This is a genomic window from Thioclava sp. GXIMD2076, from assembly GCF_037949795.1.
GTDB lineage: Bacteria > Pseudomonadota > Alphaproteobacteria > Rhodobacterales > Rhodobacteraceae > Thioclava > Thioclava kandeliae.
The window spans coordinates 567,087-593,943 of record NZ_CP149932.1 but is presented as its reverse complement, the minus strand read 5'-3'; the positions used below and the strand labels follow the sequence as shown (position 1 = coordinate 593,943).

Annotated in this window: 24 protein-coding genes; 11 read left to right on the top strand and 13 right to left on the bottom strand. The window is 63.2% G+C overall.

What is annotated here, in order from left to right; all coding sequences use genetic code 11:
* Window positions 1-9: 9 nt before the first annotated feature.
* The 7 genes from dxs to WDB91_RS02930 all read right to left on the bottom strand — a co-directional run bounded on the left by dxs (window position 10) and on the right by WDB91_RS02930 (window position 7,330).
* Window positions 10-1,938 carry a 1-deoxy-D-xylulose-5-phosphate synthase gene (gene dxs / locus WDB91_RS02960; RefSeq protein ID WP_339113682.1) on the bottom strand — a complete coding sequence of 643 codons (1,929 nt, stop codon included), beginning with the start codon at window positions 1,936-1,938 and terminating at the stop codon, window positions 10-12.
* Window positions 1,939-1,957: 19 nt separating this feature from the next.
* Complete coding sequence (locus WDB91_RS02955; RefSeq protein WP_339113681.1) at window positions 1,958-2,824, bottom strand: polyprenyl synthetase family protein; 867 nt, start codon at window positions 2,822-2,824, stop codon at window positions 1,958-1,960.
* Window positions 2,825-3,073, bottom strand: coding sequence for an exodeoxyribonuclease VII small subunit (locus WDB91_RS02950; RefSeq protein ID WP_339113680.1), 249 nt, complete (start codon window positions 3,071-3,073; stop codon window positions 2,825-2,827).
* Window positions 3,074-3,436: 363 nt separating this feature from the next.
* Window positions 3,437-4,072 carry a queuosine precursor transporter gene (locus WDB91_RS02945; protein WP_339113679.1) on the bottom strand — a complete coding sequence of 212 codons (636 nt, stop codon included), beginning with the start codon at window positions 4,070-4,072 and terminating at the stop codon, window positions 3,437-3,439.
* A 108-nt stretch (window positions 4,073-4,180) separates the two neighbouring features.
* Window positions 4,181-5,074, bottom strand: a complete 894-nt coding sequence (locus WDB91_RS02940) for an esterase-like activity of phytase family protein (protein WP_339113678.1) — start codon at window positions 5,072-5,074, stop codon at window positions 4,181-4,183.
* On the bottom strand, window positions 5,071-5,973 hold the full coding sequence (gene mepA / locus WDB91_RS02935) for a penicillin-insensitive murein endopeptidase (RefSeq protein WP_339113677.1): 903 nt from the start codon (window positions 5,971-5,973) through the stop codon (window positions 5,071-5,073). The genes WDB91_RS02940 and mepA overlap by 4 nt, the downstream gene beginning before the upstream one ends.
* 16 nt (window positions 5,974-5,989) lie before the next feature.
* A complete protein-coding gene (locus WDB91_RS02930; RefSeq protein ID WP_339113676.1) occupies window positions 5,990-7,330 on the bottom strand; it encodes an MFS transporter in 1,341 nt (446 codons plus the stop codon).
* Window positions 7,331-7,502: 172 nt separating this feature from the next.
* Here WDB91_RS02930 and WDB91_RS02925 point away from each other — a divergent pair, with 172 nt between their 5' ends.
* Together WDB91_RS02925 and recQ are read left to right on the top strand one after the other, a co-directional pair.
* Window positions 7,503-7,796, top strand: coding sequence for a YggT family protein (locus WDB91_RS02925; RefSeq protein ID WP_339113675.1), 294 nt, complete (start codon window positions 7,503-7,505; stop codon window positions 7,794-7,796).
* Between the two features lie 19 nt (window positions 7,797-7,815).
* Window positions 7,816-9,858, top strand: coding sequence for a DNA helicase RecQ (gene recQ / locus WDB91_RS02920; RefSeq protein ID WP_339113674.1), 2,043 nt, complete (start codon window positions 7,816-7,818; stop codon window positions 9,856-9,858).
* A gap of 16 nt (window positions 9,859-9,874) precedes the next feature.
* On the opposite strand, the gene WDB91_RS02915 is transcribed toward recQ, so the two are convergent.
* The 4 genes from WDB91_RS02915 to WDB91_RS02900 form a co-directional block, all read right to left on the bottom strand.
* Entirely contained in the window at window positions 9,875-12,088 is a 2,214-nt protein-coding gene (locus tag WDB91_RS02915; RefSeq protein ID WP_339113673.1) for a response regulator, read from the bottom strand.
* Window positions 12,089-12,332: 244 nt separating this feature from the next.
* A complete protein-coding gene (locus tag WDB91_RS02910; protein WP_339113672.1) occupies window positions 12,333-13,085 on the bottom strand; it encodes a metallophosphoesterase in 753 nt (250 codons plus the stop codon).
* Between the two features lie 74 nt (window positions 13,086-13,159).
* Window positions 13,160-14,755, bottom strand: coding sequence for a phosphoglycerate dehydrogenase (gene serA, locus WDB91_RS02905; protein WP_339113671.1), 1,596 nt, complete (start codon window positions 14,753-14,755; stop codon window positions 13,160-13,162).
* Between the two features lie 77 nt (window positions 14,756-14,832).
* Window positions 14,833-15,978, bottom strand: a complete 1,146-nt coding sequence (locus tag WDB91_RS02900; protein ID WP_339113670.1) for a phosphoserine transaminase — start codon at window positions 15,976-15,978, stop codon at window positions 14,833-14,835.
* A gap of 292 nt (window positions 15,979-16,270) precedes the next feature.
* Between WDB91_RS02900 and WDB91_RS02895 the strand changes: the two genes are divergently transcribed.
* From WDB91_RS02895 to WDB91_RS02875, 5 genes are all read left to right on the top strand, one after another.
* Window positions 16,271-16,720 (top strand): GNAT family N-acetyltransferase, encoded by a 450-nt coding sequence (locus WDB91_RS02895; RefSeq protein ID WP_339113669.1) that lies wholly within the window; start codon window positions 16,271-16,273, stop codon window positions 16,718-16,720.
* A 140-nt stretch (window positions 16,721-16,860) separates the two neighbouring features.
* Entirely contained in the window at window positions 16,861-17,733 is an 873-nt protein-coding gene (gene serB, locus WDB91_RS02890) for a phosphoserine phosphatase SerB (RefSeq protein ID WP_339113668.1), read from the top strand.
* 133 nt (window positions 17,734-17,866) lie between these two features.
* On the top strand, window positions 17,867-18,511 hold the full coding sequence (locus WDB91_RS02885; protein ID WP_339113667.1) for a hypothetical protein: 645 nt from the start codon (window positions 17,867-17,869) through the stop codon (window positions 18,509-18,511).
* A gap of 226 nt (window positions 18,512-18,737) precedes the next feature.
* Window positions 18,738-19,502, top strand: coding sequence for a DUF6478 family protein (locus WDB91_RS02880; protein ID WP_339113666.1), 765 nt, complete (start codon window positions 18,738-18,740; stop codon window positions 19,500-19,502).
* 30 nt (window positions 19,503-19,532) lie between these two features.
* A complete protein-coding gene (locus WDB91_RS02875; protein ID WP_339113665.1) occupies window positions 19,533-19,883 on the top strand; it encodes a hypothetical protein in 351 nt (116 codons plus the stop codon).
* Window positions 19,884-19,895: 12 nt separating this feature from the next.
* On the opposite strand, the gene WDB91_RS02870 is transcribed toward WDB91_RS02875, so the two are convergent.
* Window positions 19,896-21,806, bottom strand: a complete 1,911-nt coding sequence (locus WDB91_RS02870; RefSeq protein WP_339113664.1) for a bifunctional 2',3'-cyclic-nucleotide 2'-phosphodiesterase/3'-nucleotidase — start codon at window positions 21,804-21,806, stop codon at window positions 19,896-19,898.
* Window positions 21,807-22,000: 194 nt separating this feature from the next.
* Between WDB91_RS02870 and nudC the strand changes: the two genes are divergently transcribed.
* Complete coding sequence (nudC, locus tag WDB91_RS02865) at window positions 22,001-22,939, top strand: NAD(+) diphosphatase (RefSeq protein WP_339113663.1); 939 nt, start codon at window positions 22,001-22,003, stop codon at window positions 22,937-22,939.
* Between the two features lie 96 nt (window positions 22,940-23,035).
* Window positions 23,036-23,485, top strand: coding sequence for an SRPBCC family protein (locus WDB91_RS02860; protein ID WP_339113662.1), 450 nt, complete (start codon window positions 23,036-23,038; stop codon window positions 23,483-23,485).
* Window positions 23,486-23,527: 42 nt separating this feature from the next.
* Here WDB91_RS02860 and WDB91_RS02855 read toward each other — a convergent pair whose 3' ends face one another.
* On the bottom strand, window positions 23,528-24,376 hold the full coding sequence (locus tag WDB91_RS02855) for a prephenate dehydratase (RefSeq protein ID WP_339113661.1): 849 nt from the start codon (window positions 24,374-24,376) through the stop codon (window positions 23,528-23,530).
* Between the two features lie 129 nt (window positions 24,377-24,505).
* Between WDB91_RS02855 and WDB91_RS02850 the strand changes: the two genes are divergently transcribed.
* Together WDB91_RS02850 and WDB91_RS02845 are read left to right on the top strand one after the other, a co-directional pair.
* Window positions 24,506-25,327, top strand: coding sequence for a uracil-DNA glycosylase (locus tag WDB91_RS02850; RefSeq protein ID WP_339113660.1), 822 nt, complete (start codon window positions 24,506-24,508; stop codon window positions 25,325-25,327).
* 93 nt (window positions 25,328-25,420) lie between these two features.
* On the top strand, window positions 25,421-26,857 hold the full coding sequence (locus tag WDB91_RS02845) for an efflux transporter periplasmic adaptor subunit (protein WP_339113659.1): 1,437 nt from the start codon (window positions 25,421-25,423) through the stop codon (window positions 26,855-26,857).

Here is a 26,857-nt window from a genome sequence, read left to right as displayed (position 1 = left end):
TGCTCTGGCTCAGGCGCGTTTGGCCACCGAGATGTTCAGCATCTCCAAGACCTTCGCCTCGATCTGCACGGCATTCATCCCCGCCACCTCATACATCTTCTCGGGCGAGGCATGGTTGATGAAATCATCGGGCAGCACCATCGAGCGCAGCTTGAAGCCACGGTCGAACACGCCCTCTTCCATCAGGAAATTCTGCACATGGCTGGCAAAGCCGCCAATCGCACCTTCCTCGATGGTCAGGATCGCCTCATGCTCGGCCACAAGGCGCAGGATAAGATCCTTGTCCAAGGGTTTGCAGAAGCGGGCATCAGCCACGGTCGGTTGGATGCCGCGCGCGCGCAGTGCCTCGGTGGCCTTCAGCACCTCCGAAAGGCGCGCGCCATAGCTGAGGATGGCGACCTGCGCGCCCTCTTGGAGGATGCGGCCTTTCCCGATCTCCAGCGGCACGCCCTGCTGCGGCATATCCACGCCCATACCCTCGCCACGCGGGTAGCGGAAGGCCGAGGGGCGGTCGTTGATGGCCGCAGCGGTCGCCACCATATGCACCAGCTCCGCCTCGTCACCCGCCGCCATCACCACGAAGTCGGGGAGGTTGGCGAGGAAGGCTGTATCAAAGGCGCCCGCATGGGTCGCGCCATCGGCGCCCACAAGCCCCGCACGGTCGATGGCAAAGCGCACCGGTAGTTTCTGGATTGCCACATCATGCACGATCTGGTCATAGCCGCGCTGCAGGAAGGTCGAATAGATCGCGCAGAACGGCTTCATCCCCGAGGCGGCAAGCCCCGCCGAGAAGGTCACGGCATGCTGTTCGGCAATGCCCACATCGAACATCCGGCGCGGGTGATGCGCCCCGAATTCCTTCAGCCCCGTGCCATCGGGCATCGCCGCTGTCACGCCCACGATCGTGCCGTCGCGATTGGCCTCGGAGATCAGCGCCTCGGCGAAAACCTTGGTGTAGGAAGGAGCGTTCGAGGGCGCCTTCTTCTGTTCGCCCGTGGCGAGGTTGAACTTGGCCGTCGCATGGCCGCCATCGGGGCGGCTCTCGGCGGGGGCATAGCCCTTGCCCTTCTTGGTCAGCGCATGGATCAGCACCGGTCCGCGGGCGCGCGCCTTCAGCGTGCGCAGAAGCGGCAGCAGGCTCTCCAGATCATGCCCGTCCACGGGGCCGACATAGGTGAATCCCAGTTCCTCGAACAGGGTGCCGCCCATGGCCATGCCCTTGAGCATTTCCTTGGCGCGTTTCGCCCCTTCCTTGAACGGTTCGGGCAGGAAGGTTCGGGCCGCGCCCTTGGCGACCTCCTTGAGATCCTGGAACGGGCTCTCGGAATAGAGCCGCGTCAGATAGGTCGAGAGCGCACCCACGGGCGGCGCGATCGACATCTCGTTATCATTGAGCACCACAAACACGCGGTTCTTCAGGTGGCCGCCGTGGTTGAGCGCCTCGAAGGCCATACCGCCGGTCAGGGCACCATCACCGATCACTGCGATCGCGTCGCCGGTTTCGGCCCCCAGCTCGCGTGCCGCCGAGAACCCCACCGCCGCCGAGATCGAGGTCGAGCTGTGGCCCGCCCCGAACGGGTCATAGGCGCTTTCCGAGCGTTTGGTAAAGCCCGACAGCCCATCCTCCATCCGCAGGGTGCGGATACGGTCGCGGCGTCCGGTCAGGATCTTGTGCGGATAGCACTGGTGGCCCACGTCCCAGACGATCTTGTCGCGCGGGGCGTCAAACACGGCATGTAACGCCACGGTCAGCTCCACCACGCCTAGACCCGCGCCCAGATGGCCGCCGGTTTCGGACACGGCGGCAATGGTTTCACGGCGCAACTCGCCCGCCAGCTGGATCAGTTCGCGGTCGCTCAGGCCCTTCATATCGGCGGGCAGGCGTACACGGTCCAGAAGCGGCGTGCTCGAAGTTTGGGTCTGCGGGAGGTCGCTCATCTTTGGCTATCCGCTTTCGTCAGTGTTTGCGCGCAATGGTGAAGCGCGCGAGGTCTCGCAATATGTCGGCACGTTCGCCATAGGGCTCGAGGGCCGCAATCGCCTGCTCGCACAACTCGCCGGCGCGGGCTTTCGCGCCTTCGAGCCCCAGAAGCGAGACGAATGTGGCCTTTCCGGCCTCGGCATCCTTATGCAGACGCTTGCCGGTCAGATCCTCGTTGCCTTCCACATCCAAGATGTCATCGGCAATCTGGAAAGCAAGGCCCAAAGCCTCTGCATAGGCGGCAAGTGGCGCAGGATCTTGGCCCGCAATCACGGCCCCCGCACGCGCGGCAAAGCCGATCAGCGCGCCGGTTTTGCCTTCCTGCAGCTTGGTGATCTGTTCAAGCGTCAGTGGGGTGGCGGCGGTTTCCGCGGCGATGTCGAGCGCCTGACCATAGACCATACCTTCCGCACCCGAGGCGCGGGCCAGATCGGCCACCAGCGCCAGACGGGCAGGGGCCTCGCCAAGGGCCGCATCGGTCAGCAACTCGAAGGCCATCGTCTGCAGCGCATCTCCGGCCAGGGCAGCGGTCGCCTCGTCCCATTGCACATGGACTGTGGGCATGCCGCGGCGCAGGTCGTCATTATCCATGCAGGGCATGTCGTCATGCACGAGGCTATAGGCATGCAGCGCCTCGACGGCACAGGCCGCAGGCATTGCCTGCTCGGCCGGAATGTCGAAAATCGCGGCGCCTTCCAGCACCAGGAAGGCGCGCAGCCGCTTGCCGCCCTGTAACGCGTAATGCATGGCGTCACGCAACTGGCCCGCGGGATATTGCGCCACACGCGCATCAAGCGCGGTCTGCACCGACGCCTGGGCTTCACTCAAACGGGTCTTGAACATTTACAGCCCTTCGGTCGGCACCGTGCCGGTGGGGGTGCCGTCGGCGGCCAGCGTGATCTTCTCGACGCGCTCCTCGGCGGCTTTCAGGAGGGTCGCACAACGCTCTTTCAGCGCCGCCCCGCGTTCGTAAAGCGCAATCGACTGGTCCAGAGGCACATCGCCCCGGTCGAGCTGGTTCACGACCTGCTCGAATTCCTTCATCGCTTCCTCGAAGCTCATCGTCGAAACGTCGCGCATCTGATCCGTCATCGCCCACTCCTTCGTTGAGGCTTGGGATGCCACCAAATGCGGCTTTGGTCCAGCCCTGTTCACGAGAAAGACATGAGGACGGGGCCGTAAAACGCAAAACCCCGCCTGTGGCAAGCCATGGCGGGGAAGCAACTTGAAGGGCCGTCTTAAGAAAGACGACCCTCGAGTTCTAAGGAGATGGTCCGGTTAGGGGTCTGAAGACGATCCAAATCGGAGCCCACCCAGGGTTCAAATTGCCTTAGGGATTGCCCTCAGGCCTCGGCCCCCCTGAATGTCCCGATACCTCTCTCCAATATCACTCTAGACACTGGATCACCTCCTTTCATTGCGTTACCGATACCTCAAAGGTGGCATAGATTTGGTTTATGACAAGTTAATTCTTGCGGATTGAGGTGATAGTTTCGTGACGGCTGCCCGAAACGGCAGCAGTGCGATTAAAGATAAGGCAAACTTTAGCGAACTATCTGCAATTGCAAGCGAAACCCAGAGCGGTGCCAGCGGTCCAAAGCCCAGAACGGGCACGGCGTCATTGGCCCAGGACACGTCATCGGCAGGCCAGATGAAGCTGAGCTGGGTCGCAAAGGCGATCGAGAAGAAGATCGTGGTATCGAGCACGGATCCGACCAGCGAGGAGACCAGCGGCGCACGCCACCAGCGGCCCTCGCGGAGGCGGTCGAAGATGGCGACATCCATCATCTGCGCCACAAGGAAGGCGGTGCCCGAGCCAATGGCCACGCGCACCGAGACGAGCGGGCCGAACTGGCCTTCGATCTGGCTGCCGACCAGCGAGCATATAACGCCTGTCACGAAACCGGCCAGCACGACGCGGCGCGCCATGGCGGGGCCATAGAACCGGTTCATCAGGTCGGTGACGAGGAAGGCGAAGGGATAGGTGATCGCGCCCCAGGTGAGCCAGTCACCCAAGAGGAATTGCACGAGAATATTGGAGGCCACCACGATGATGGCCATGGCGATGACGCCGGGCAGGAAGTGTTTCATAGGTTCTGGCCGTTTTTACATGGTAGCGGAGACATGGTCCGATGCATCGGACGACAGGCGCGGATAACGCCGCGCCGCCCCTCCGGTCAAGTAAAAAAGGCGAAAACGCTATTTCGGCAGCCGGTATTCGACGATCTCGGTCCGTTGCAGGATCTTGCGGAAATTGTCATCCGAGATCATCGTCAACCGGATAAATCCCGCTGCGTCGCGCCAGACCGAAAGCCCTTCGAGATTGTCGTGGTGGCCGGCGGTCGTCTGGAGAAGCACCTCGCCACCGCTGAGTTTGCCGTTTTTCACGTCAAATACCTGCACACGGGTCAGGAAGCCCAACAGCCCCCAGAAATCGCGCTCGAGCAGATAAAGCCGGCCATCCGGCCCGAAATCGGCACCGACGGCTTGCCATTCACCCTCGCGCGGGATGGAAAACGGGCGGCTCCAGCGGTTGTTTTTCAGCTCGAAGACCGGAAAGGCCAGACCCGAGCGGCCCGAGCGTTCGGGCAGGGTGTAGAGCGCTCCGCTCTGGTCTACGGCCAGCGCCTCGAGCGAGGCATTGGCCTGCATATTCTTGAATTCGACTGCGCGGGGCAGCTTGCCTGCCCGACTGGAGCCCTTGGCATAATGATCGACCCGCGGCAGGTCGCCCTCGAAGGACACATAGACCCCGCCATCGGGCGCCAGTGCCAGCCCCTCGGAATCACCGCGCGATACGGTCATCTCGCGGTCGCGGTAATCATGCAGGGTGATCGGGTTCTCTGTCGGGGCGACGGCCGTGATCCGGCCTTGCGCATCGCGGGTGATATGGGCGCGCCACAGGCTCGTGCGGTCCGACAACGTGACCAGATCATTGCCATCATCGCTCAGTTCCAGCCCCGAGAAGCCGCCGAATTGCGGGTGGTCCACATGCCATAGATAGCTTTGCAGAAACTCGGCAGGGCCGGTCGCCTGCGCCATGGCCTGTAAGCCGAAGCACAGTGCAATCATCGTGAATACTAAGGTTCTCATTGGGCGTTCAGCACGTTCCGGCATTGGGCGGGAAGATCCGCCATCACATAGGTTTTGGCCGTGCGCTTGGGCGGGCCCGAGGGCTCTTGCGGTGCGGCGGGTTTGGTCGGGTTCAGTGCTTCGGTGACCCACCAGTTGAGCGTCTCGTCACAGCCGTCACCGCCCTTGGACAGCTCGGCCACGCTGGGCGTCTGTTTCTCGCAGGCGCTGGCACCGGGCGGACATTTCAGCCGCACATGGAAATGCGTGTTATGGCCCCAATAGGGGCGGATCTTCTGAAGCCATGCGCGGTCACCGCGCGGCGCGGCATTGCACATCGCGATCTTGGCAGCCGCCGCCACAAAGATGCGATCCACACGCGGATCCTTGGCTGTCATCTCCATCAGCGCCATATGGGCGGGCGTCCAGTTGGCGTTGATGCGGGTCTGGTCGGCCGTGCGGATGGAGATCGAGGAGATCTTCTCGCGTTCGCTCCGGCTCAGGTCCAGCCGCTTGGGCGGCAGCATCCAGATATCGGCATCCAGCCCTGTCTGGTGGCTGGCATGACCGCCGGTCATCGGGCCGCCACGCGGCTGGGCGATATCGCCGATATAGAGCCCCGCCCAACCGGGGAGGGTGGCGGCCTGACGTGACAGGTCCTGCAGGAAGGCCAGCGTTTCGGGCTGGCCATAATTGCGATTGCGCGAGAGCCGCATCACCTGCCATGTCGGGCCGCTTTCGGGCATGGCCACCATGCCGGCCGCACAGCCTTTGGAATAGAAGCCTACCGCTGATGGGGCTTGCGCGGAGGGCGCCCTTTCCGCCCCGAAAAGCTGGCGTGCCAGTGGCTCTGCCTCGGCCAGAGACGACAAGGCCAGACAGGCGCTCAGAGTGGCGATCACGATACGGGGTAGAGCCAAGGGCGGGTTCCTCTTGTCACATGCGGGGGGCGCAGGATTGCGGGGATCTGACCCAGCCTAGCAGGAGAAGCCCCGCCACGAAAAGCACTAAGACGGGGGTGATGCCCCATGACTGGCTGTCTGTCGCCGATGTCACCAGCCCGATGGAGAGCGGCGCGAGGAAGGCGGTGGCCTTGCCCGAAAGTGCGTAGATGCCGAAATATTCGGTGATCCGGTCGGGGGGAGACTGGTGGACCATCATCACGCGGCTAGCCGATTGCAGCGCTCCGCCCGCGCCACCGATGACGCAGCCCAGCACGAAGAAGGCGATGTCGGGTGCGGAACTGCCTTCGGCTACAGCCATGCCGAAGACGGATGTGGGCGTGATGGTGATGATGCCGATCACCGCAGCGATCAGGGCCAGCAGGCAGACGGTGATGACCGGTTTCGAGCCGAACCCGTCATCGGCCCGACCGCCCGCCCATGCAAACACCGCCCCCGCGATGATCGACAGGAGGCCGAAGATGCCAATCTGGGTGATTGACCAGCCGAGCACCCCTGCCGCATAGAGCCCGCCAAAGACGTAGACACCGTTGAGCGCATCGCGATAGAGCATCGAGGAGACCAGCCATGCCGCGAGGCTCGGGCGTGCGGGCAGCGACACCAGCGTGGCGCGCAGCGCAGGCCAGCCCTGCGCCATGGCCGCGCGGATCGGCAGCGCATCGGGTTTGGGGCGGTCCTTGACCCAGAGGAAAAACGGGATCATGAAGACCGCATACCAGAGTGCGGTCAAGGGCCCCACGATGCGGGTATCGGCACGGGTGGCGACATCCAGCCCGAACAGAGGGGCGATGCCGATCATGGTCCGCCCCGTTTCGGGATTGGCCTGGAACAGCGTCAGCATGATGACCAGCGCGATCAGCCCGCCCAGATAGCCGAAGGCCCAGCCCGAGCCCGAGATCCGCCCAAGACCGCTGCGCGGGCCAAGCTCGGGCAGATAGGCATTGGTGAAGGTGGTGGCAAATTCCATCCCGATCAGCCCGATCGCAAAGCTCGCCAGCACGAAGATCAGGCTGTAATCGCCCGGAATGGCCCACCACAGGCCCGCAGCCCCGAGCACATACATTGCCGAGAACAGCCACAGGAAGCGCCGCTTGGCGCCGCTGCGGTCGGCGATCGCGCCGAGGAAAGGCGAGGCCAGCGCGATGATCACGCCTGCCGCGCCGATCCCGTAACCCCAGACCGCCTGCGCCGCACTCCCGTCGCCCATCAGCGTCTTCATATAGGGGCCGAAGATGAAGGTCAGCAGGAGCGTGTTATAGGGTTGGCTCGCCCAGTCGAAGAAATACCATCCCCAAAGGGTCTTGCGATCGCTCATCAGGGGCTCTCCTTCTGTTGACTGAAGGATAAGCCCGAAAGCCCACGCCCGTGCAAGCACTTCAAGCCCTGAAATTAACGCTAAAATCGCGATCACTTGCATGCGTTGCAAGGTTGCAAGATGAAAGCGGCTCGCTTAGGTAGGAAGTCACCCAGCCGGAGGTCTTTTACATATGGTCACGCTGTTTCAGGCGCTCAATCTCATACTGGATATTGTCTGGTTCATCATGATCGTCCACATCATCATGAGCTGGTTGATCAATTTCAACGTCCTGAACCTGCGTCAGCCGATTATCGGCCAGATCTGGTATGGTCTCAATTCGCTGCTGGAGCCGATCTATTCGCCGATCCGCCGCATCCTGCCCAATACGCCCGGGCTCGATCTGGCGCCGCTGGTGGCCTTCGTGATCCTGATGATCCTGCAGCGCGCGCTGATCAACAACGCGGGCTTCTTCTACGGGTATTGATCCGGTGGTCGAGGCGACATTGCCCGACTGTCATGCAGTCCTGACCGATATCTTCGGGTTCCGCGAATTCCGGCCCGGACAGGAAGAGATCGTGCGCTCCGTGATGGCGGGGCGCAACACGCTCGCCATCATGCCGACGGGCGGCGGCAAATCCCTGTGTTTCCAGATCCCTGCTTTGTGCCGCGAGGGGTTAACGGTGGTGATCTCGCCGCTGATTGCGCTGATGCGCGATCAGGTGCGCGCGCTGCGCGAGGCGGGGGTCGAGGCCGGCGCGCTGACCTCGGGCAATACCGAGGAGGAGACCGAGGAGGTCTTCCGCGCCATCGACGAGAGCCGGCTCAAGATCCTCTATATGGCGCCCGAACGGCTGGCCTCTGGCGGGGCGGTGCATCTGTTGCGCCGCGCGCGGGTAGGGTTGATCGCCGTAGACGAGGCGCATTGCGTCAGTCAGTGGGGCCATGATTTCCGCCCCGATTACCTGCGGATTGGCGAGTTGCGCCGTGACCTCGATGTGCCGCTGGCGGCCTTTACCGCCACTGCCGACGAGGAAACCCGCGCCGAGATGGTCACTCGGCTGTTTGCAGGCGTTGCGCCCGAGACCTTCCTGCGCGGCTTCGACCGGCCAAATATCCATCTGGCTTTTGACCCCAAGAACCAGCCCCGTAACCAGATCCTGACCTTTGCTGCCGCGCGCAAAGGGCAGTCGGGCATCGTCTACTGCGCGACCCGCAAGAAAACAGAGAGCCTTGCGCAGGCGCTCAACGAGGCGGGGCATAGCGCCTGCTACTATCATGGGGGCATGGACCCCGATGACCGGCGTCAGGTCGAGACGCGGTTCCAGCAGGAAGACGGGCTGATTGTGGTGGCGACGGTGGCTTTCGGGATGGGGATCGACAAACCCGATATCCGCTGGGTCGCCCATGCCGATCTGTCGAAATCCATCGAGGCCTATTATCAGGAGATCGGTCGCGCGGGCCGCGATGGCGCGCCTGCCGAGACCCTGACGCTTTATGGTCCCGACGATATCCGCATCCGTCGCGCGCAGGTAGATGAGGGGCTTGCGCCGCCCGAACGCAAGGATGCCGATCACGGGCGGCTCAACGCGCTTCTGGGGCTGGCCGAGGCGACGGCCTGCCGCCGTCAGCGCCTGCTGGCCTATTTCGGCGAGGAATCCGAGCCTTGCGGCAATTGCGATATCTGCGATACGCCGCCCGATCTGTTTGACGCGACCGAGCCGGTGCGTATGGCGCTCTCGGCCTGCCTGCGCTGCGACCAGAGTTACGGGAGCCAGTATCTTATCGAGATCCTGCTGGGGCAGTCGAACGAGCGGATCTCCTCGCGGGGCCATGACCGGTTACCGACCTTTGGGGTTGGCAAGGCATGGTCACGCCTGCAATGGCAGGCGATCTTCCGGCAGATGATGGGCCATGACCTGATCCGCCCCGATGCCGAGCGTCATGGCGCGCTGTTTGTAACGCAGGCCGCGCATCCGATCCTGCGGGGCGAGCGAGAGATCACCTTCCGTCGTGACCCCGTGCGCAGTTCCAGACAGCAGACGGTGGTCAAGGCGCTGGTGTCCGACGAGGATGCCCCACTGCTTTCGGCGCTCAAGGCCAAGCGTCGGGCACTCTCCGAGGCGGCGGGCCTTCCGGCCTATATGATCTTCCCCGACCGGACCCTGATCGAGATGGTCGAGGCCCGTCCGCAGAGCCTTGATGACATGGCGCGGATCAACGGTGTCGGAGCCAAGAAGCTCGAGAGCTATGGCCGCGCGTTTCTGGATGTGATGGCCGAGGACGGCGTGCAGAAGATGCATCCCGCACGGCGCGCGCTGGCGGGAAAACAGTCCGGGCTGCTATTCGATGCGCTCTGGGCCGAACAGTTACGGCTGCGTAGGGGCGAGACTGGAACAGACCGTATCCTCAGCCTGTCGAGCGGGCTTGTCCGCAAGATCGCCGAACAGGGCCCGACCGATCTCAATGCGCTGGCGCGGCTCGGTCTGGATGAGGCCAAGCTGGAACGGTTCGGCCAGCCCTTCTTGAAGATCATCGCCGAGACCTGAACCGCAATCCTGAACTTCAGGCAGCGCCATCCGTCACCGGCAGCGCCATTTTGGGGCAGTTTGCCGCGATATGTTCCACGATCGCAGCCTTGCGCAGCGGCTTGGTCAGGTAATGGTCGATTCCCGAGGCAAGAATACCCTGACTATCGCCCTCCATTGCATGTGCGGTGAGCGCACAGATCGGCACATGGGTGCCGTTCTCGCGGGCACGGATCTGGCGCGTGGCTTCCTTGCCATCCATCTGTGGCATGGAAATATCCATGAAGATCAGATCGGGCTGGAAGCTCTGCCATTTTTCGATCGCCTCGAGACCGTTATTGGCAAAGACCAGCTCGATCGGCAGATCCTTTACCATCTTGCCGAAGACCAACTGGTTGGTGCGGTTATCCTCGGCGGCCAATATCCTCATCTTGCGTTTTGCGGCAGGAGGCGGCGGAGAGGCTTTATGGGGTTTCGGCGCGGGATGCGAGAGGGTTTGTAGCAAGCTGAACAGATGCGAGCGCAGAACCGGCTTTTCGAGGCAATCGAGCCGTGCCGCACGCGCCAGCTCGGGGGAGACCGCATCCGGGTCCGAACTGAGCAAAACGAGGGGGATATCCACCCCGCGTTTGCGCAAGGCCTGGCATAGATGGAGCCCGTCCATATCCGGCATCCGGAAATCGCTGAGCATGAGATCGAACTTGCCCCCCCGCTCGAAGGCTGCAAGTGCCTCCTGCGCGTTGCGGCACAGCGTGACCTCGAGACCATAGGTCTGGAGCTGGCGTTCGAGGATGACGCGGTTGACCATCAGATCATCAACCACTAGGGCGGCCCGCAGGGTAATCGGCGGGCCGGGATTGGTAATATGCGGGGCGGGTTCAGCCGCTGGCACAAGGATCTTGAAGCCGAAGCACGACCCGCGGCCCAGCTCGCTATCGACCCAGATCTCGCCGCCCATCATCTCGATCAGCTGTTTGGTGATGGCAAGGCCGAGCCCCGTGCCCTCGAATTTGCGGTTGGTCTCGCTCTCGACCTGATTGAACTCGCCGAACACATGGTCGACGAGGTCGGGACCGATACCGATACCGGTATCCTCGACGGTGATATGCAGCTCATAATTGCCCTGCACCCGCTCGATGCCCACGATGCGGGTCAGCACATGGCCTTCCATGGTGAATTTGACAGCATTGCCCACGAGGTTGGTCAGAATCTGGCGGATACGCCCCGGATCGGCCACGAAACGGGTGGGCAGGAACATATCGTAATCGACGAGAAGCCGCAGGTTCCTGTCGCGCGCGGAAGGCTGCAGCAGCATGGTTACCTCATGCACACAACGTTCCAGATCGAAGACCTCGGGATAGAGTTTCAGCCGCTCGGCCTCGATCTTGGAATAATCGAGCACATCGTTGATGATGGTCAGCAGGGCCTCGCCCGACGAGCGGATCGTCTCCGCGTAAAGACGCTGATCCTCGGTCAGCTCGGTCTCCGCCAGAAGTTCGGCCATGCCGACCACGCCGTTCATCGGGGTGCGGATCTCGTGGCTCATATTGGCAAGGAAGGCCGATTTCGCGCGATTGGCGGATTCGGCCTTTTCGCGCGCCTCCTCCAGCTCGGCTTCGCGGGCGACATGCGCGGAGATATCCTGCGCGATGCAGACCAGATCGCCACCTTCGCCCCAGCGGTCGATCAGCCGGATATGGGCGCCCGAATGGGTGATGATCGTCATCGGCTCGATCGGATTGCGCCGGATGCGGGCGACCATCTCGTGATGCCAGTCGGCAGGGTCACGCCCGTCCAGATCGACCATCTTGTGTCGGGCCACGATCCGTAGGACCGAATCATAGGTATTGCCTGCGGTGATGGCGACCTCGCCCTCGAAGAAATCGAGATAGGTCTTGTTGGCGGCCACCAGACGCAGATCGGCGTCATAAACGGCAAACCCGTCCGGGATCGTCTCCAGCGCATCCCAGAGGCGGCGCTGCGCGATCAGCGCGACCGAATTCGCGCGTTCGAGATCGCCCATGACGCGGTGATTCTCGCCCTTGAGCGATTCTGCCTCCGTCAGGGCGCGGGTCAGGCCATGACGCTGCTCGACGATCTGGTCCGAGAGGGAACGGGCGTGTTGGGCCAGTTTCTGGTTTGCCGCAAAGAGTTCACGCTTCTTCTGGTCAAGCAGACGCTCGGCCGCGAGACGGGCGCGACGCTCTTGTGCCAGCTTGTCAGCGATGGTGTTCTTCGTGCCGGTCGGCATACTGGATCAGCCCCTATAACATACGCTTCGCATCTTCGTGACGTTCGGTAAATTTTGGCTTAAGCGGGACTGGCCACCGCAGCACAAGCTGTAGAAAAAGCTTCGTGTTTTTCTATCCAAGGGTGTAAATCTCCCGCATTTACAGCTTGGGACCTACAGGCGGAAATGCAGAACCCGCCGCCACCGGAGGGGTGGGGCGGGTCGCGCGGGCGCAGACCGGCGTAAGAACCGGAGGACAGGCCTGTCAGGCGGCAGTGACCGACATCGGCACGAGGGGCTGACGCCCGTTCTCGGTCAAGAGCCACGCATCGCGGCCCTCGATCACCACGGCAGAGACCGGCCCGCCATAGCCTGCGCTGCTGTCCAGATTGAGGCGGTTGCCATAATGGGTCACCTGATCGAGCGCGGTATGGCCATGCACCACCAGACAGCCGTGATCGGTGGTATCCTCGAGCCAGCCCTTACGGATCCAGCACAGATCATCCTCGGTCTGGTTGCCGATACTGACGCCCGGACGGATGCCCGCATGAACGAACAGCAGATCGCCATAGATGAAATGGTTCGGCCGGCTGCCCAGCCAGAGGATATGCGATTCGGGCACTTTCTGAAGCGCTTCGGCATGAACGATATCAGCGGGGCGCTCGTCGGCATTCAGCACCCCATAGGAGGCCAGCGTCGTATCGCCGCCAAGCCGCGGGTTGAGCCATGTCAGATCCTTGCGCAGCATCGGATCGGCATCGAAGGGATCATTCATGAAGATCGAGAACATCCGGTCGTGATTGCCCTTCAGCACCACCCAGTTCTTGCCCGCGCGCATGGAGGCGATGAGGTAATCAATCACTCCGGCGCTATCGGGGCCGCGGTCCGCCACATCGCCCACATGGATGACGGGGGCGGAGGTGTCACCACAGGCCGCGCGGTCCTGCTCGATCAGATCGTGCGCAATCTTCAGCTTGTCGAGATGTCCGTGAATGTCTCCGATGGCGTAGGCGCGCATATGTGATGTTCCTTGCAAATGGAAAAGGCCCCCGCGGGTCGCAGGGGCCTAAGCGTTCATTTACCTATTATGGCTTAGCCGAGAATGAATTCCAGCGGTTTTACCTGCTTGAAGATGCCCGAGGCTTTCATGGCCTCGACCGTCTCCGGCTTCAGGGCCTCGTCGAGATAGGCGATCGCGATGGCTTCGCCACCGGCTTTCGAGCGGCCGAGGGTGAAGTTCGCGAGGTTTGCGCCATGCTCGCCCAGCAGCGTGCCGAGCTTGCCGATCACGCCGGGAACGTCGTCATTGGTGGTGTAGAGCATGTGCTCGCCCACTTCGGCATCGATATTGATACCTTTGATCTGGATGAAGCGCGGCTTGTCATCCGAGAACACGGTGCCCGCGATCGAACGCTCTTTCGATTCGGAGACGACGGTGACCTTGATGTAGCCCTCGTAGACGCCCGATTTGGTCTGCGAGGTGGTCGAGATCTTGATCCCGCGCTCTTTGGCCAGAGCAGGAGCCGAAACCATGTTCACGTCGGGCTGGCTGGCCTTCATGATACCGGCTACCACGGCGGCATCCAGCGCCTTGAGGTTCAGATCGGCTGCGGCGCCATCATAGGTGATGTTGATCGCTTTGATCGCATCCTCGGTCATCTGGCCGATGAAACCACCCAGATGCTGGCCCAGCTTGACCCACGGGCCCATGACCTTGGCTTCTTCCGCGGTCATCGACGGCATGTTCAGCGCGTTTTCGACAGCACCGTCCAGCAGGTAGTTGGACATCTGCTCGGCGACTTGCAGCGCCACGTTTTCCTGCGCTTCGGTCGTGGACGCACCAAGGTGGGGCGTGCAGACGACATTGGGCAGATTAAACAGCACGTTATTGGTGGCGGGCTCTTCGGCGAACACGTCGAGGGCCGCACCGGCCACATGACCCGATTTCAGCAGATCCGCGAGTGCTTCCTCGTCAACCAGACCACCACGGGCGCAGTTGATGACGCGAACGCCTTTCTTGGTTTTCTCGAGGTTCTCGCGCGAGAGGATGTTCTTGGTCTGCTCGGTCAGCGGAACGTGCAGGGTGATGAAATCGGCGCGCTTCAGGAGGTCTTCGAGTTCGACCTTCTCGACGCCCATTTTCTCGGCCTTTTCCTCACCTAGGAAGGGGTCATAGGCGACCACTTTCATCTTCAGGCCGCGTGCACGGTCGCAGACGATACCACCGATATTGCCGGCACCGATCACACCGAGGGTCTTGCCCGAAAGCTCGACACCCATGAATTTCGACTTTTCCCACTTGCCCGCATGGGTCGAGGCCGAGGCTTCGGGGATCTGGCGGGCCACGGCGAACATCATCGCGATGGCGTGCTCGGCGGTGGTGATCATGTTTCCGAAGGGCGTGTTCATGACGATCACGCCTTTTTTCGACGCCGCTTCCTTGTCGACGTTATCGGTGCCGATACCGGCGCGGCCCACGACCTTCAGATTGGTCGCGTGCTCCAGAAGTTTCGCGGTCACTTTGGTGGCCGAGCGGATAGCGAGGCCGTCATATTTGCCGATCACCTCGGCGAGCTTGTCTTTGTCCTTGCCGAGTTTGGGCTCGAAATCGACTTCGATGCCACGGTCACGGAAGATCTGGACGGCGGTTTCGGACAGGCTGTCAGAGACGAGAACTTTGGGGGCCATGTGCGGGCTCCTTGAATATGGGGGTATCTGGGGAAACGGACGGGCAGGGGCTGCCCGTCACGACATCACAGAAGAGATCACTCTTGCGCGGCGATCTCGGCTTCGAACGCGTATTCGATCCAGGGCATCAGCGCCTCGACATCGGCTTTCTCAACCGTCGAGCCACACCAGATGCGCAGGCCAGCCGGTGCATCGCGATACGCGCCTGCATCCAGCGCCACACCTTCGGCTTCCAGCCGTTTTGCAACGGCTTTGGCGAAGGTCGCGCCATCCTTGATACGGTCATCGGTGAATTTCACGCAGACCGAGGTGGTGGAAGCGTTTGCCGCGTTATTGGCGAGGTTGGCGATCCACGGTTTGGCCGCGCAGAAGTCCCAGACCACTTGGGCATTGGCATCGGCGCGGGCGATCAGCCCTTCGAGGCCACCGATGGTCTTGGCCCAGTTCAGCGCAACGATATAGTCCTCGACGCAGAGCATGGAGGGCGTGTTGATGGTCTCGCCCTTGAAGATACCCTCGATCAGCTTCCCGCCTTTGGTCATGCGGAAGATCTTCGGCATCGGCCATGCGGGGGTATAGCTCTCGAGGCGGGCAACCGCGCGGGGCGACAGGATCAGGACGCCATGGCCGCCTTCACCGCCCAGCACTTTCTGCCAGGAGAAGGTGGTGACATCGAGCTTGTCCCAGGGCAGGTCCATCGCGAAAGCGGCCGAGGTCGCGTCGCAGATGGTCAGGCCCTCGCGGTCGGCGGGGATCGCGTCGCCATTGGCCACGCGCACGCCGGAGGTGGTGCCGTTCCAGGTGAAGACGACATCGGTGTTGAAATCGACGGTCGCGAAATCGACGATGTCACCGTAATCGGCGGTCTTCGTCTCTGCGTCGAGCTTCAGCTGTTTCACGACATCGGTGACCCAGCCTGCGCCAAAGCTTTCCCATGCGCACATGGTAACCTTGCGCTCGCCCAGAAGCGACCACAGCGCCATTTCGACAGCGCCGGTATCCGATGCCGGAACGATACCGATCTTGTAATCGGCAGGCACGCCCAGAATTTCACGAGTGGTTTCGATCGCCTCTTTCAGCTTGGCCTTGCCAACAGCTGCGCGGTGCGAACGGCCCAGAGGCGCGTCGGCAAGCATGTCGAGGGAGAAACCGGGGATCTTCGTGCAGGGGCCCGAAGAAAAACGCGGATTAGCCGGCCGCGTGGCCGGAGCTTCAATAGCCATATCTGGTATCCTCTCAGATAAACGCCCCTCGTTGGGGAGGGGTGTCCCGCTGTCGCCTCTACGCCTGTGCACTCGCCCTTGCAACAGGAATTTTGTCTCAATGCGAAGGATTAGAGTGGTTTTGCGACATCTGCATGGCAGGGGTGCGCGGGGTGCAGGGATGTTAGCGCCTACAGCCCCGCAGCCTGTCTATCCGGTGGGGGCAGGAGGGGGCGACCGGAGCCGCCGGCCCTGCCTTGCACGATGGTGGAGCTCGGCGCAGCCTGAGGCCGGACCACAGAGGGAGAAGAGGATGCGGGAACTGGTGATTCGGCCATTCGAGGCCAGAGACGAGGAGGCGTGGCGCGTGCTCTGGCGCGGCTATCTGGACTTCTATCAGGCGCAGTGCGCCGACGAGGTCTACAAGGCGTCCTTCGCGCGGATGCTTGATCCGGAGCGGCCGCAGCAGGTGGGGTTTGTAGCCGAGTCCGAGGGGGCGCTTCTCGGCCTCGCCCATGTGATTTTCCATGCCCATAACTGGCATCTGGAGGAGGTCTGCTATCTACAGGATCTCTATGTCGCGCCGGAGGCGCGCGGGTCGGGTGCGGGCCGTGCCCTGATCGAGGCGGTCTACCGGCTGGCCGACACGCGTGGCGCGCCTGCTGTCTACTGGACGACGCAGGAGGACAACAGGACCGCACGACAGCTCTATGACCGGATCGGCGAGAAGACGGCCTTCATCAAATACCAGCGTCCGGCCTGACACCGAAGCGCTGCGGGGTCTTCGGCCATGAGGGGCGGCGGGGCTGGCCGCAAACGGGTGGGCCGCAAACGGGCGGGCTGGAAACGGGCGGGGCTTTCGCGCTATATCGCGGGCAACCTCATGATCCGGAGATCTTGCGCATGTATGTAGCCCTTCTGCTGGCCAGCCCGACCACCCCTAAACTCGATGACACCACCGTTGTGGCGCTGCGCAATGCTTGGGGTGGCGGCGAGATCACATGGCTTGCCGAGGGAATCGCGGCAGAATTCCCGATCGAGACGATCCCAGATAACCGCTGGACGGTCTGGGAGGACCTGCAGGCGCTGCAGATCGATCTGGTGGTCGTGCCTTCCGAAGGCCGCAGGAAGAAGATGCTGCTGGCCGATATGGACAGCACCATGATCCAGCAGGAATGTATTGACGAGCTGGCCGATGTGGCGGGCGTGGGCAGCCGCGTGAAAGAGATCACCGCCAAGGCGATGAATGGCGAGCTGGATTTCGAGGGCGCGCTGACCGAGCGCGTGGGCCTGCTGGCGGGCTTGCCTGAGACGGTGATCAGGGAGGTTATCGACACCCGGATCACCCTGATGCCGGGTGGTCCGGAACTCTTGGCCACCATGAAACGCGATGGCGCCTATTGCGCGTTGGTTTCGGGGGGCTTCACGGCCTTCACCCGCCATATCGCGGCGACCCTTGGCTTTGACGAGAACCGTGCCAATACCCTGCTGGTCGAGAATGGCAAACTGACCGGCAAGCCGGGCCTGCCTATTCTGGGGCGTGAGGCCAAGGTGCAGGCCTTCCACGAGATCTCCGAGCGTTTGGGCCTGTCTGCCGATCAGGTGATGGCCGTGGGCGACGGGGCCAATGATCTGGGGATGCTGACCATTGCCGGTGCCGGTGTGGCGCTGCACGCCAAGCCCTCTGTGGCCGCGCAATGCGATATCCGTATCAACCATGGTGATCTGACGGCGCTTCTCTATGTGCAGGGCTATAGCCTCGCGGACTTCGCCTGATCGGCAGGAACTGGCGGATAGGCTGCCGCTTTGACCGCGGGAACGATCACAGAATTGCGGGGTCGCTTGCCCTTTAAGGTGCGACCTCCTAAGCCTTGAGGCAACTTGACGCGCTGAGGAAAGGGTGACCGGAATGTCGATCTTGCAGGTAAAACTGGGCGTGGCCGTTCTGGTATCGGCGCTCGCACTGGCCGGTTGCCAGACCACGACGGGCGGGCGGGCCACGGGCACCGTGATCGCGGGCGATACGGTCCTGAGTGCGCCTGCAGGCTATTGCGTGGCGGGGGAGGGCAATCCCGGCCAGACCGAGAATAACGTGATACTCTTTGGGGACTGTGCGGCGGTCACCGACGATGCGACGCGGCAGGGCGCTCCGCATCCGGCGATGCTGTCGGCCACGGTCGGGCCCAAGATGACCGGAACGCTCAAGAGCCGTTTTCCGATGATCGAGGCCTTCTTCCGTTCGGCGGCAGGGCAGGCGGCCATTGCTCGCTCGGGGCGCAGCGATGATGTCGATATCCTGAAATCGCAGAGCTCGGGAGATATCCTTCTGCTGAAGGTGCGTGACCGTTCGCTGGCCGAGGAATTTCCCGTTTCGGCGGAATACTGGCGCGGGGTGACCTCGCTGGAGGGGCATCTGACCGCGCTGTCGGTCATGCCGCTGAACACCCAGCCGATGAGCGATGCGCAGCAGCTGAAGCTGCTCAAGGATTTCGTAGGGCGGTCCGCTGCGGCAACGAAGGCGCATCTGGCCCGACAGGCTCAGCCCGCGCAATAACGGCTGCGCGCTAACCGGTCCCTGCCGTAACCGGTCTGGATCAGGCCGCAGCTCGCGGAATAACTCGCCTCCGGCGGTTCTGGTCAGGAAGCCGTGCCGCCATATCTTACGGCAGATGAAATACGAAATAACCTCAGGGGCTTCTGATCGCGCAGTCTTGACGTAACGCAACTTGTCTGCTTGGTCTGATAGTGACGGGGCGCAAGTCGGGGAAGCGGGGCGGAAAATGGCGCAAAGACAGAGCGGTCTGATGGACCGGCTGGCATTCAGGCGGATGCAGCGGCGCTGGGAGAGGGCGCAGAAAGCAGCACGGTTGCGGGGTGCGGGCGATCTGTCTGAGCTCTGGCGCGAGGTCACCGAGCTGACGCGCACGGGGGAGGCCCTGTGTCATACGATTTCCTGCGAGCGGGCGGCGCGTTTCGCGCGCAGCGAGACGATCGAACGGCCCTTGGGGTGTGACTGGGCATGGCGGCCACCGGTTATGACCCTGCCGGTCGCGCCGGACCAGCTGGCGGGGGCCGCCTCGGGCAGTCTGCTCGGCGAGGGGATAAAGCTGTTCCATGACTGCCCGTCGCAGGAGATAAGCCTGCGCCAGATCCGCAATACCGGCGCAAGCGCCACGCCTTTCGGCATCGAGCTGGAGGTGTTCGGCTTCCATGGCAGTTTCCTCTCGCTGGTGCTCGATCTACCCCAGGATGCGGTTTCCGGCTTCCGGCTGCATCATCTGGTCGAGCTCGATCTCGATATAGAGATGGAAGAGCCCCGTCCTGTCTATTGCCGTTTCAACATCCAGCACGGGCCCAATCATGACCAGCTTCTGGGCCAGATGCCCGAGGGCGGCGGGGTCGTCCAGTTCGATCTGGCCTATACCAAACTCAACGAGAAGCGGCTCGAGAAAGCGTGGATCGATCTGCTCTTCGAGGCGCCCGCAATGAACAAGATCACGCTGCGTGATATGACGCTTCTACGCCATCCGCGTGCCGATCTCTGACCCGAACTCTTCTCCGAAGGAGCCCCGCCTATGACTGTCGAATTCTCACGCCTGCGCGCCGGTGAATGGATCGTCGAGCTGTCTGCCCCGGGACAGCCCGTTCTGGAGGTCAGTTGCCACGGAACGGTGCTCGAGGACGGGATATGGGAGGATCTCGGAGAAGGACGCTGGCGCCTGCGCCAGCCACTGCCGGTGCAGATGCTGGAGGAGGGGGCCCAGACCCTCCTGCTGGCGGAACACTCGGGCGAAGTGGTCGCGCGGTTGCCCCTTCTGGCGGGCGCGCCGGTCGCACAGGAACTGGTTGCGCAGGTCGACCGGTTGCAGGCAGAGCTGGATCTGCTCAAGCGCGCCTTCCGCGCGCATTGCCGCGACACACGGTAGCCATCGCGCGGTTCAGCCCAGTGTGCCGCTGCGGCGGACCTCTTCGAAAAGCTGTTTGCACAGAGTGACGGTTCCGTCCTCGCAATGCTCCTCGACCGAAAGCCCGAACCTGCCCATCTGGGCGGTATAGGCCAGCGCGCCGGCGCCGGTGATAAGGCGGGCGTAGGTATCGGGCTGATCCCTGAACTGCCAGATCGGCTCGGGCTGGGGATGCACGGTTTCCCAACGGCGCGCGGCCTCGATCAGCATGTCGCGGGAGGCGACATCCGGCCCCAGATCGATCCGCAGCGCCTCAAGCCCCGTAAACTGACCCGCGAAGGCAGAGCGGTAGTTATTGGTCGCCACGACGAATTTCTGGGTATCCTCGACGGGTCGCCCCTGATGGCGCATATCGCGGATACGCCCGTGCCCCTCGCCTGTCGCTGCCCCTTGCAGATCAAAGGCAGGCGGGGCCGAGATGTCGATCTCGTAGGTCAGGCCCAGCATGACGTCGAAATTATAGGCGGGGACGCTGGGGCGGATCAGTGTCTGGCCCTGCGAGCCAGCGGGGATTGTCTCGAAAACGATGGCGGCCCGCTCGAGCCAGCTCTTCAGCCCGGCACCGTCGATGATGACGGCAGTGACGATATTGGGGAATAGATAGATCTCGCTGAGATTGCGGATACTGAGCGGGCCGGGTTTCAGATCGAGATAATATTCCGTCCCTGATCTCCCGCCCGATTTGCAAGGGGCTACAGCCGAAAGCAGGGGTAATTCCCCTTCGATCCGGCCTTCCAGCAGGGTTCGCACATGCTCGCGCTGGGCATGGGCCACGAAGGTCAGGGCGGCATCGGGCGCGGCCAGCGAGAAATAGCTGTGCAGCGGTACATCGAGCCGCGCGATACGCTGCCGGCTATGGCGCTGCACCTCGTCATGGGCCTGTGCCGTGCAGGCCACGATTCTCGGCGCCTCGGGCACGCTGGGCGTCTGGCGGACAGGGATGGCCTGCACCTGCGCGCGGGCCACCTGCCACCCCTGAGCATCGTGATGTAATGTCAGGTCGATCTGCCCCAGATGGCTGCCGAAATGGCCGGGCGTGACGGTTGGCACGCCATGCAGGACGCCGTGCTCGGGGTCGATCCAGTCCCGCGCGGGCACGTCAGGGCCGGGGAAAGTGATGTGGTCATGGCCGGCAACAAGCGCATCCAGCCCCTCGAGGCGGGCCAGAAGGGTCGCGACATGCTCGGCATGGGGATCGTCCTCGCGCGCATCGGGGTCGATGCCGGTATGGGCAAGCGCGACGACCAGATCGCAGCCCTGCGCCTTGAGTGTCGCGATCTCGTCTCTGGCGGTATCGACAATGGCACGGCTTTGCAGTCGGCCGGCCAGAAACGCACTGTCCCACAGGATGAATTGCGGCGGTAACACGCCAAAGACCCCGATCCGAAGCATATGGACCGTGCCCGCCTCATCGGTCAGCGCCCGCTCGATGATCGTATGGGATTGGGTCAGCGGCGCCCCCTGCGCGGTCAGGGCATTGGCCGCAAGGCAGGGGAAACGCGCGTCCGACAGGCTTTCGAGAAGGAATTCCAGACCGTAATTGAATTCGTGATTTCCCAGCGCTACCGCATCATAGCCCAACGCATTCATCGCCTCGATCACCGGATGGGGCGCGGCGGGACGCCCGGTGCGGTTGCGCGCCCAGTATTCGGTCAGCGGCGTTCCTTGCAGGAAGTCTCCATTGTCGAACAACAAAGTGTTCGGACAGTCGGCGCGGGCGGCGTCGATCAGGGTTGCCACCCGCGCGAGCCCGCAGCTGGTATCCTCACGGTCGGAAAACAGGTCATAGCCCCGCACATGCCCGTGCAGATCCGTCGTTGCCAGAAGGCGCAGACGCAGGGTTGTCACTTGGCCGTTATGCGGCTGCTGCGTGGGCACGGGCATCGCATTCCTCTCGAACGGGCGATCCAAGATCGCCTTTTGTCACTCATACCATATTAACCACGCTCAACCCTAAGGTGTATTTGTGACATCAGGTCACGGAGGGAAAAGCTATACTCTTTTGACGATTAAGGCCTAAATTCGTAACACTAAGCAAGCGTATTGCGTAACCAGACTTAAAATCGGGGTCTCCCTTCATGTCATCTGCTGCTTCTGGCCGAATCCTTCCATCGCAAGGACCGTTTTTCCACGACCGTCGGACAGGGCTGGCCTTTGCGGGGGGCGGGCTGGACCGTGCCGGGCTTTCGCGTGAGATGCCCGATCTGGCGGATGCGTGGGTTCTGGCGGTGGCGCAGGGGCAAATCCTGTGCTGCGGCGATCACGAGGCAACGCCCGTTCTGGGGCTTCTGCCGGCTTCCGCGCCGTTTTTTTCGGGGCAGGCGGGCACGCAGGTGCTCTTGGGGCAGGTCGAGGGAAAGATGATCGTCGCGCGGGATCTTCCGCCCGACATCTCCGCCCCCGAGGGTCATGGTTTCCGCGATCTGCGCGAGGTGATGACGGATCTGACCCCGCTCGAGGCCGAGCTGTCGGCCACGGCGCGCGGGGTGCTCGGCTGGCACCGCAGCCACGGGTTCTGCGCCAGCTGCGGCCAGAGATCCGAACCGGTGCAATCGGGCTGGCAGCGGCAATGTCCGTCCTGCGGGGCCGCGCATTTCCCGCGCACAGATCCCTGTGTCATCATGCTGGTGACCCACGGCAACGACCTGCTGCTGGGGCGTAACCCCAATTGGCCGGAGGGGATGTATTCCTGTCTCGCGGGCTTCATGGAACCCGGCGAGACGGTCGAGGCCGCCGTGCGTCGCGAAGTCTTCGAGGAAACCTCGGTAAGCGTTGGCCCCGTCCGGCCCGTGGCCTCGCAGCCTTGGCCCTTTCCGGCCTCGCTGATGATGGGGTGCCATGCCGAGGCGCTCAGCCGCGAGATCGTGACGGACCCGATCGAGATCGAGGATGCACTCTGGATCAGTCGCGAGCGGCTGTTGCAGGTGCTGGCGGGGCGCGATAGCGTGATACGCGCGCCACGTCGCGGTGCCATTGCAGGTTGGTTAATGCGGGAATGGCTTGCAGACCGTCTGTGAATGGCGTCTAGATCAGACCTAACGTCATGATCGCCGTGATCTTTTCAGTTGGCATGTGCCAAGGAGTGCCGGATGAAATTCTCGACCAGAGAAGATATGCCTGTCCCTGTTGAGTTTGTCTTCGACGAGCTCAGCCGCTTCGATGCTATTGAAGAGGTTGCCCGCGAGCGTGGTGTGAAACTTCACCGCACCGACCAGCTGGAAGGCGCGGGCAAAGGCGCAAGCTGGGAGATCGCTTTCCGCCTGCGGGGCAAGATGCGCAAGCTGACTGCGGAGGTCACGCGGTTCGAGCGTCCGGAGGCGGTGGGGCTTTCAGGCGAATCGTCGAGCTTCCTGATCGAGACGGTGATCCTGCTGACCGCGCTGTCGCGCACCCGCACGCGGTTGCAGGTCGGGCTGGATATACGTCCGCGCACGCTGGGCGCGCGGCTCATGCTGCAATCGGCAAAGCTTGGCCGCTCTAGTCTCGACCGCAAATTCGCCGACCGCATATCGAAGCAGGCCAAGGAGATCTCGGCCCGCTACGAGGCATCGGGTCAGGCGTGATCTACGGGCCCTAGCTGCCCGCATTGGGCTCCGTGCGGCCGCTTAGCCGCAGATTTCCTGACGGATCGGATCTGCCGGATAGACGCCGAGGATTTCCATCATATCGGTGAAATAGGACAGCTCCTCGAGCGCCAGTTTCAGGTTGGGGTCCTCGGGGTGGCCTTCGACATCGGCATAGAACTGGGTTGCGGTGAAATTGCCGCGCACCATGTAGCTCTCGAGCTTGGTCATGTTCACGCCATTGGTCGCAAAGCCGCCAAGCGCCTTGTAGAGGGCGGCCGGAATATTGCGCACGCGGAAGATGAAGCTGGTCATCATCCGCTCGGAACGGCGCGAGAAATCGGGCTGGCGCGACATAACAAGGAAGCGGGTCGTATTGTTCGAGGCATCCTCGATATGGCGAGCCAGAACCTCGAGCCCGTAGATATCGCCTGCCAGCTCCGAGGCCAGTGCCGCAACCGAGCGGTCGCCTTTTTCGGCCACGATCTTGGCGGAGCCTGCGGTATCGGCCCCCACGATGCGGTGCAGGTTATGGGCGCTCAGGAAGTTGCGGACCTGCCCCAGAAGGACGGTATGCGACATCGCCGATTTCACCTCGGACAGCTCTGTGCCGGGCAGGGCCAGCAGGTTGATATGCACTCGCACGAACGCCTCGCCGATCACCTTCAGCCCCGAGGATGGCAGCAGCTGGTGGATATCGGCCACGCGGCCATAGGTGGAGTTCTCGACCGGCAGCATGCCCAGATCGGCCTCGCCCGAGCGGACGGCCTCGATCGCATCCTCGAAGGTCCGGCAGGGAAGGGCCTCCATATCGGGGAGCGCATCATGGCAGGCCTGATGGGAATAGGCCCCCAATTCACCTTGAAAAGCGATTTTTCCGGTCGTGGTCATCGGGTTCTTCCTGTCTGTTTGCCAAGCTGCCTACCGCCAGATTGCCTGCAAGAAAAGGAAAATATCGTCGGGAGCTGTGCGGCAGGTAGGGGATTTACCGTCTGGAGCCGCGCGACTAAGATGCGCGTCATGACCATGCATAACCTCCCGCCCTCCGATCTGAGCTATGATGCCGCCCTCGCGGCGCTCGAATGGCTATGCGAGCTGGGCGCGGACGAGGCGCAGGGCGACGGGGCGGTGGATTGCTACGCGCTGCCCGACCGGCTGGCCAAGCCGGAGGTCGTGCAGGCCGCACCTGTTATGGCCGAAAAACCGGCGGCGCCTGTGCGCGTTCAGGCCGTGCCACAGGTCGATCATGTCGGGCTGGCCGCGCAGGCGGCAGGGCAGGCGCGCAGTCTGGCCGATCTGCACGAGGCGCTCGATGCGTTCGAGACCTGCGAGCTACGCAAGGGCGCGCGCTGCACGCTGCGTGCCGAAGGGCCCGAGAATGCGCGTGTTCTGGTCATCGGCGACGCGCCCGATCGCGAGGACGAGCGCGCAGGCCGTCCGTTCACGGGGGCGCAGGGGCGGATGCTCGACCGGATGTTTGGCGCCATCGGGCTGGGGCGCGAGGCCCCCGACCGCAATGCGGCGCTCTTTGTCGCGCCGGTTCTGCCGTGGCGCCCACCGGGCCAGCGCGAGCCCGAAGCCGCCGAGATCGCGATGATGCGCCCGTTCCTGATGCGGATGGTCGAGCTGGTGGACCCCGATATTGTGGTCCTGATGGGAAATGCCGCCTGCTCGGCAGGGATCGGCAAACGCGGGATTATCCGTCTGCGCGGGCAATGGGCCGAGGCTTTTGGCAAGCCCGCGATCGCCATGTATTCGCCCGCCCAGCTTCTGCGCCAGCCCGAGGCCAAGCGCGATACATGGGCCGATCTCCTGTCGCTGCGGGCGCGGCTCGACGGCTAGACCTGCCGCAGGCGGCCAAGTTTTTCTATGCGGCACCGGCAAAGACTGGCACAATGCTCCAACCTCGCCCGATAGTTCCGGATACGCGCATAGATGCATTTTCTTTCACGCAGCCTTGGCGGAATTTTCCTGTTTGCCCTGACGCTTGGCCTGCTTGCCACGGCGGTGGCCGTGATGCGGATGGGCCCGTCCGGAACGGAGCACGGGCACGCAAGAGCACCCTCGGAACGTATTTATGCCGCCGATGTGGTGGCGCTTGAGTATCAGGATCTTCGCCCCGAACTGACCGCCTATGGCGAGATCCGCTCGACACGGCGGCTGGAGTTGCGTGCCTCGAGCGGGGGAACAGTTGTGGAGCTGTCCCCTGTCTTCGAGGATGGGGCAATGGTGCGGCAGGGCGATGTGCTGGTGCGGCTCGATCCGGCGCAGGCGCAGGCCGCGCGCGACAGTGCGGCTGCCAGCCTGTCCGAGGCCGAGGCGGCTCTCGCGCAGGCCGGACGGGCGCTGGTGATCGCCGGCGATGACCTGAAGGCCGCGCAGGCACAGGCCGCGCTGCGGCTCAAGGCGCTGCAACGCCAGCAGGATCTGAACACACGCGGGATCGGCTCGGCGGCGGTCACCGAGGAGGCCGAACTGGCCGCCTCTTCCGCTGATCAGGCCGTTCTGTCGCGCCGCTCGGCGCTCTCGCAGGCGCAGGCGGTGCTCGATCAGGGGAAAACCACGCTGAGCCGCGCGCGGATCGATCTGGCCGAGGCCGAGCGCGAATTGTCGGAGACCGTGATCCGCGCGGGCTTCGACGGCATCCTCGGCGGGGTGATGGCGGTGCAGGGCGGGCTGGTCTCGGCCAACGAGATGCTGGGCGAGCTGATCGACCCGGGCGCGCTGGAAGTCGCGTTCCGTGTGTCCACCAGCCAGTTTTTGCGGCTGACCGATGAGGGCGGTGCCTTGCTGCCACTGGAGGCGCAGGTGCGGCTTGAGACAGCGGAGGCGCAGGTGCAATCGTCGGCGCAGCTCCTCAGGGCGGGGGCAAGTGTCGAGGCGGGCACGGCGGGACGGCTTCTTTACGCGCGCCTTGCGGAGACGCGCGGCTTCCGGCCCGGTGATTTTGTGACCGTGACGCTGAGCGAGCCGCTTCTGGCCGATGTCGCGCGGCTTCCGTCACAGGCGGTGGATGGGAATGGCGAGGTGCTGGCGCTGGATGGCGAGAACCGCCTTTACGCCGCGCAGGCGCGCATCCTGCGTCGCGAGGGCGATACGGTGCTAGTGCGCTCGGATCTGCCGCAGGGCACGCTGGTCGTGGCGCGGCGCAGCCCGCTTCTGGGGCAGGGGATCAAGCTGCGTCCGCTGACAGAGGCATCCCATGACCAGAGCCTGATCGACCTGACCCCCGATCACCGTCAGGCCCTGATGGAGGCCGCCGAGCGCGATACCGGCCTTAGCACCAGCCAGCGCGAGAGCCTGTTGAGCCAGTTGCAGCAGGACCGCGTGCCCGCTGCCGTGATCGACCGGCTTGAACAGCGGGGCGGCTGA

What these genes read in the sequence shown, in the direction of transcription:
- WDB91_RS02885 (WP_339113667.1), top strand. Translation starts at nt 17,867, where the DNA reads ATGTCGATCTTGCAGGTAAAACTGGGCGTGGCCGTTCTGGTATCGGCG.
- WDB91_RS02880 (WP_339113666.1), top strand. Translation starts at nt 18,738, where the DNA reads ATGGCGCAAAGACAGAGCGGTCTGATGGACCGGCTGGCATTCAGGCGG.
- WDB91_RS02845 (WP_339113659.1), top strand. Translation starts at nt 25,421, where the DNA reads ATGCATTTTCTTTCACGCAGCCTTGGCGGAATTTTCCTGTTTGCCCTG.
- WDB91_RS02940 (WP_339113678.1), bottom strand. Translation starts at nt 5,074, where the DNA reads ATGAGAACCTTAGTATTCACGATGATTGCACTGTGCTTCGGCTTACAG.
- serA (WP_339113671.1), bottom strand. Translation starts at nt 14,755, where the DNA reads ATGGCCCCCAAAGTTCTCGTCTCTGACAGCCTGTCCGAAACCGCCGTC.
- nudC (WP_339113663.1), top strand. Translation starts at nt 22,001, where the DNA reads ATGTCATCTGCTGCTTCTGGCCGAATCCTTCCATCGCAAGGACCGTTT.
- WDB91_RS02955 (WP_339113681.1), bottom strand. Translation starts at nt 2,824, where the DNA reads ATGTTCAAGACCCGTTTGAGTGAAGCCCAGGCGTCGGTGCAGACCGCG.
- WDB91_RS02900 (WP_339113670.1), bottom strand. Translation starts at nt 15,978, where the DNA reads ATGGCTATTGAAGCTCCGGCCACGCGGCCGGCTAATCCGCGTTTTTCT.
- serB (WP_339113668.1), top strand. Translation starts at nt 16,861, where the DNA reads ATGTATGTAGCCCTTCTGCTGGCCAGCCCGACCACCCCTAAACTCGAT.
- WDB91_RS02855 (WP_339113661.1), bottom strand. Translation starts at nt 24,376, where the DNA reads ATGACCACGACCGGAAAAATCGCTTTTCAAGGTGAATTGGGGGCCTAT.
- dxs (WP_339113682.1), bottom strand. Translation starts at nt 1,938, where the DNA reads ATGAGCGACCTCCCGCAGACCCAAACTTCGAGCACGCCGCTTCTGGAC.
- WDB91_RS02850 (WP_339113660.1), top strand. Translation starts at nt 24,506, where the DNA reads ATGACCATGCATAACCTCCCGCCCTCCGATCTGAGCTATGATGCCGCC.
- WDB91_RS02895 (WP_339113669.1), top strand. Translation starts at nt 16,271, where the DNA reads ATGCGGGAACTGGTGATTCGGCCATTCGAGGCCAGAGACGAGGAGGCG.
- WDB91_RS02945 (WP_339113679.1), bottom strand. Translation starts at nt 4,072, where the DNA reads ATGAAACACTTCCTGCCCGGCGTCATCGCCATGGCCATCATCGTGGTG.
- WDB91_RS02915 (WP_339113673.1), bottom strand. Translation starts at nt 12,088, where the DNA reads ATGCCGACCGGCACGAAGAACACCATCGCTGACAAGCTGGCACAAGAG.
- WDB91_RS02875 (WP_339113665.1), top strand. Translation starts at nt 19,533, where the DNA reads ATGACTGTCGAATTCTCACGCCTGCGCGCCGGTGAATGGATCGTCGAG.
- WDB91_RS02930 (WP_339113676.1), bottom strand. Translation starts at nt 7,330, where the DNA reads ATGAGCGATCGCAAGACCCTTTGGGGATGGTATTTCTTCGACTGGGCG.
- WDB91_RS02950 (WP_339113680.1), bottom strand. Translation starts at nt 3,073, where the DNA reads ATGACGGATCAGATGCGCGACGTTTCGACGATGAGCTTCGAGGAAGCG.
- WDB91_RS02925 (WP_339113675.1), top strand. Translation starts at nt 7,503, where the DNA reads ATGGTCACGCTGTTTCAGGCGCTCAATCTCATACTGGATATTGTCTGG.
- WDB91_RS02870 (WP_339113664.1), bottom strand. Translation starts at nt 21,806, where the DNA reads ATGCCCGTGCCCACGCAGCAGCCGCATAACGGCCAAGTGACAACCCTG.
- WDB91_RS02910 (WP_339113672.1), bottom strand. Translation starts at nt 13,085, where the DNA reads ATGCGCGCCTACGCCATCGGAGACATTCACGGACATCTCGACAAGCTG.
- WDB91_RS02860 (WP_339113662.1), top strand. Translation starts at nt 23,036, where the DNA reads ATGCCTGTCCCTGTTGAGTTTGTCTTCGACGAGCTCAGCCGCTTCGAT.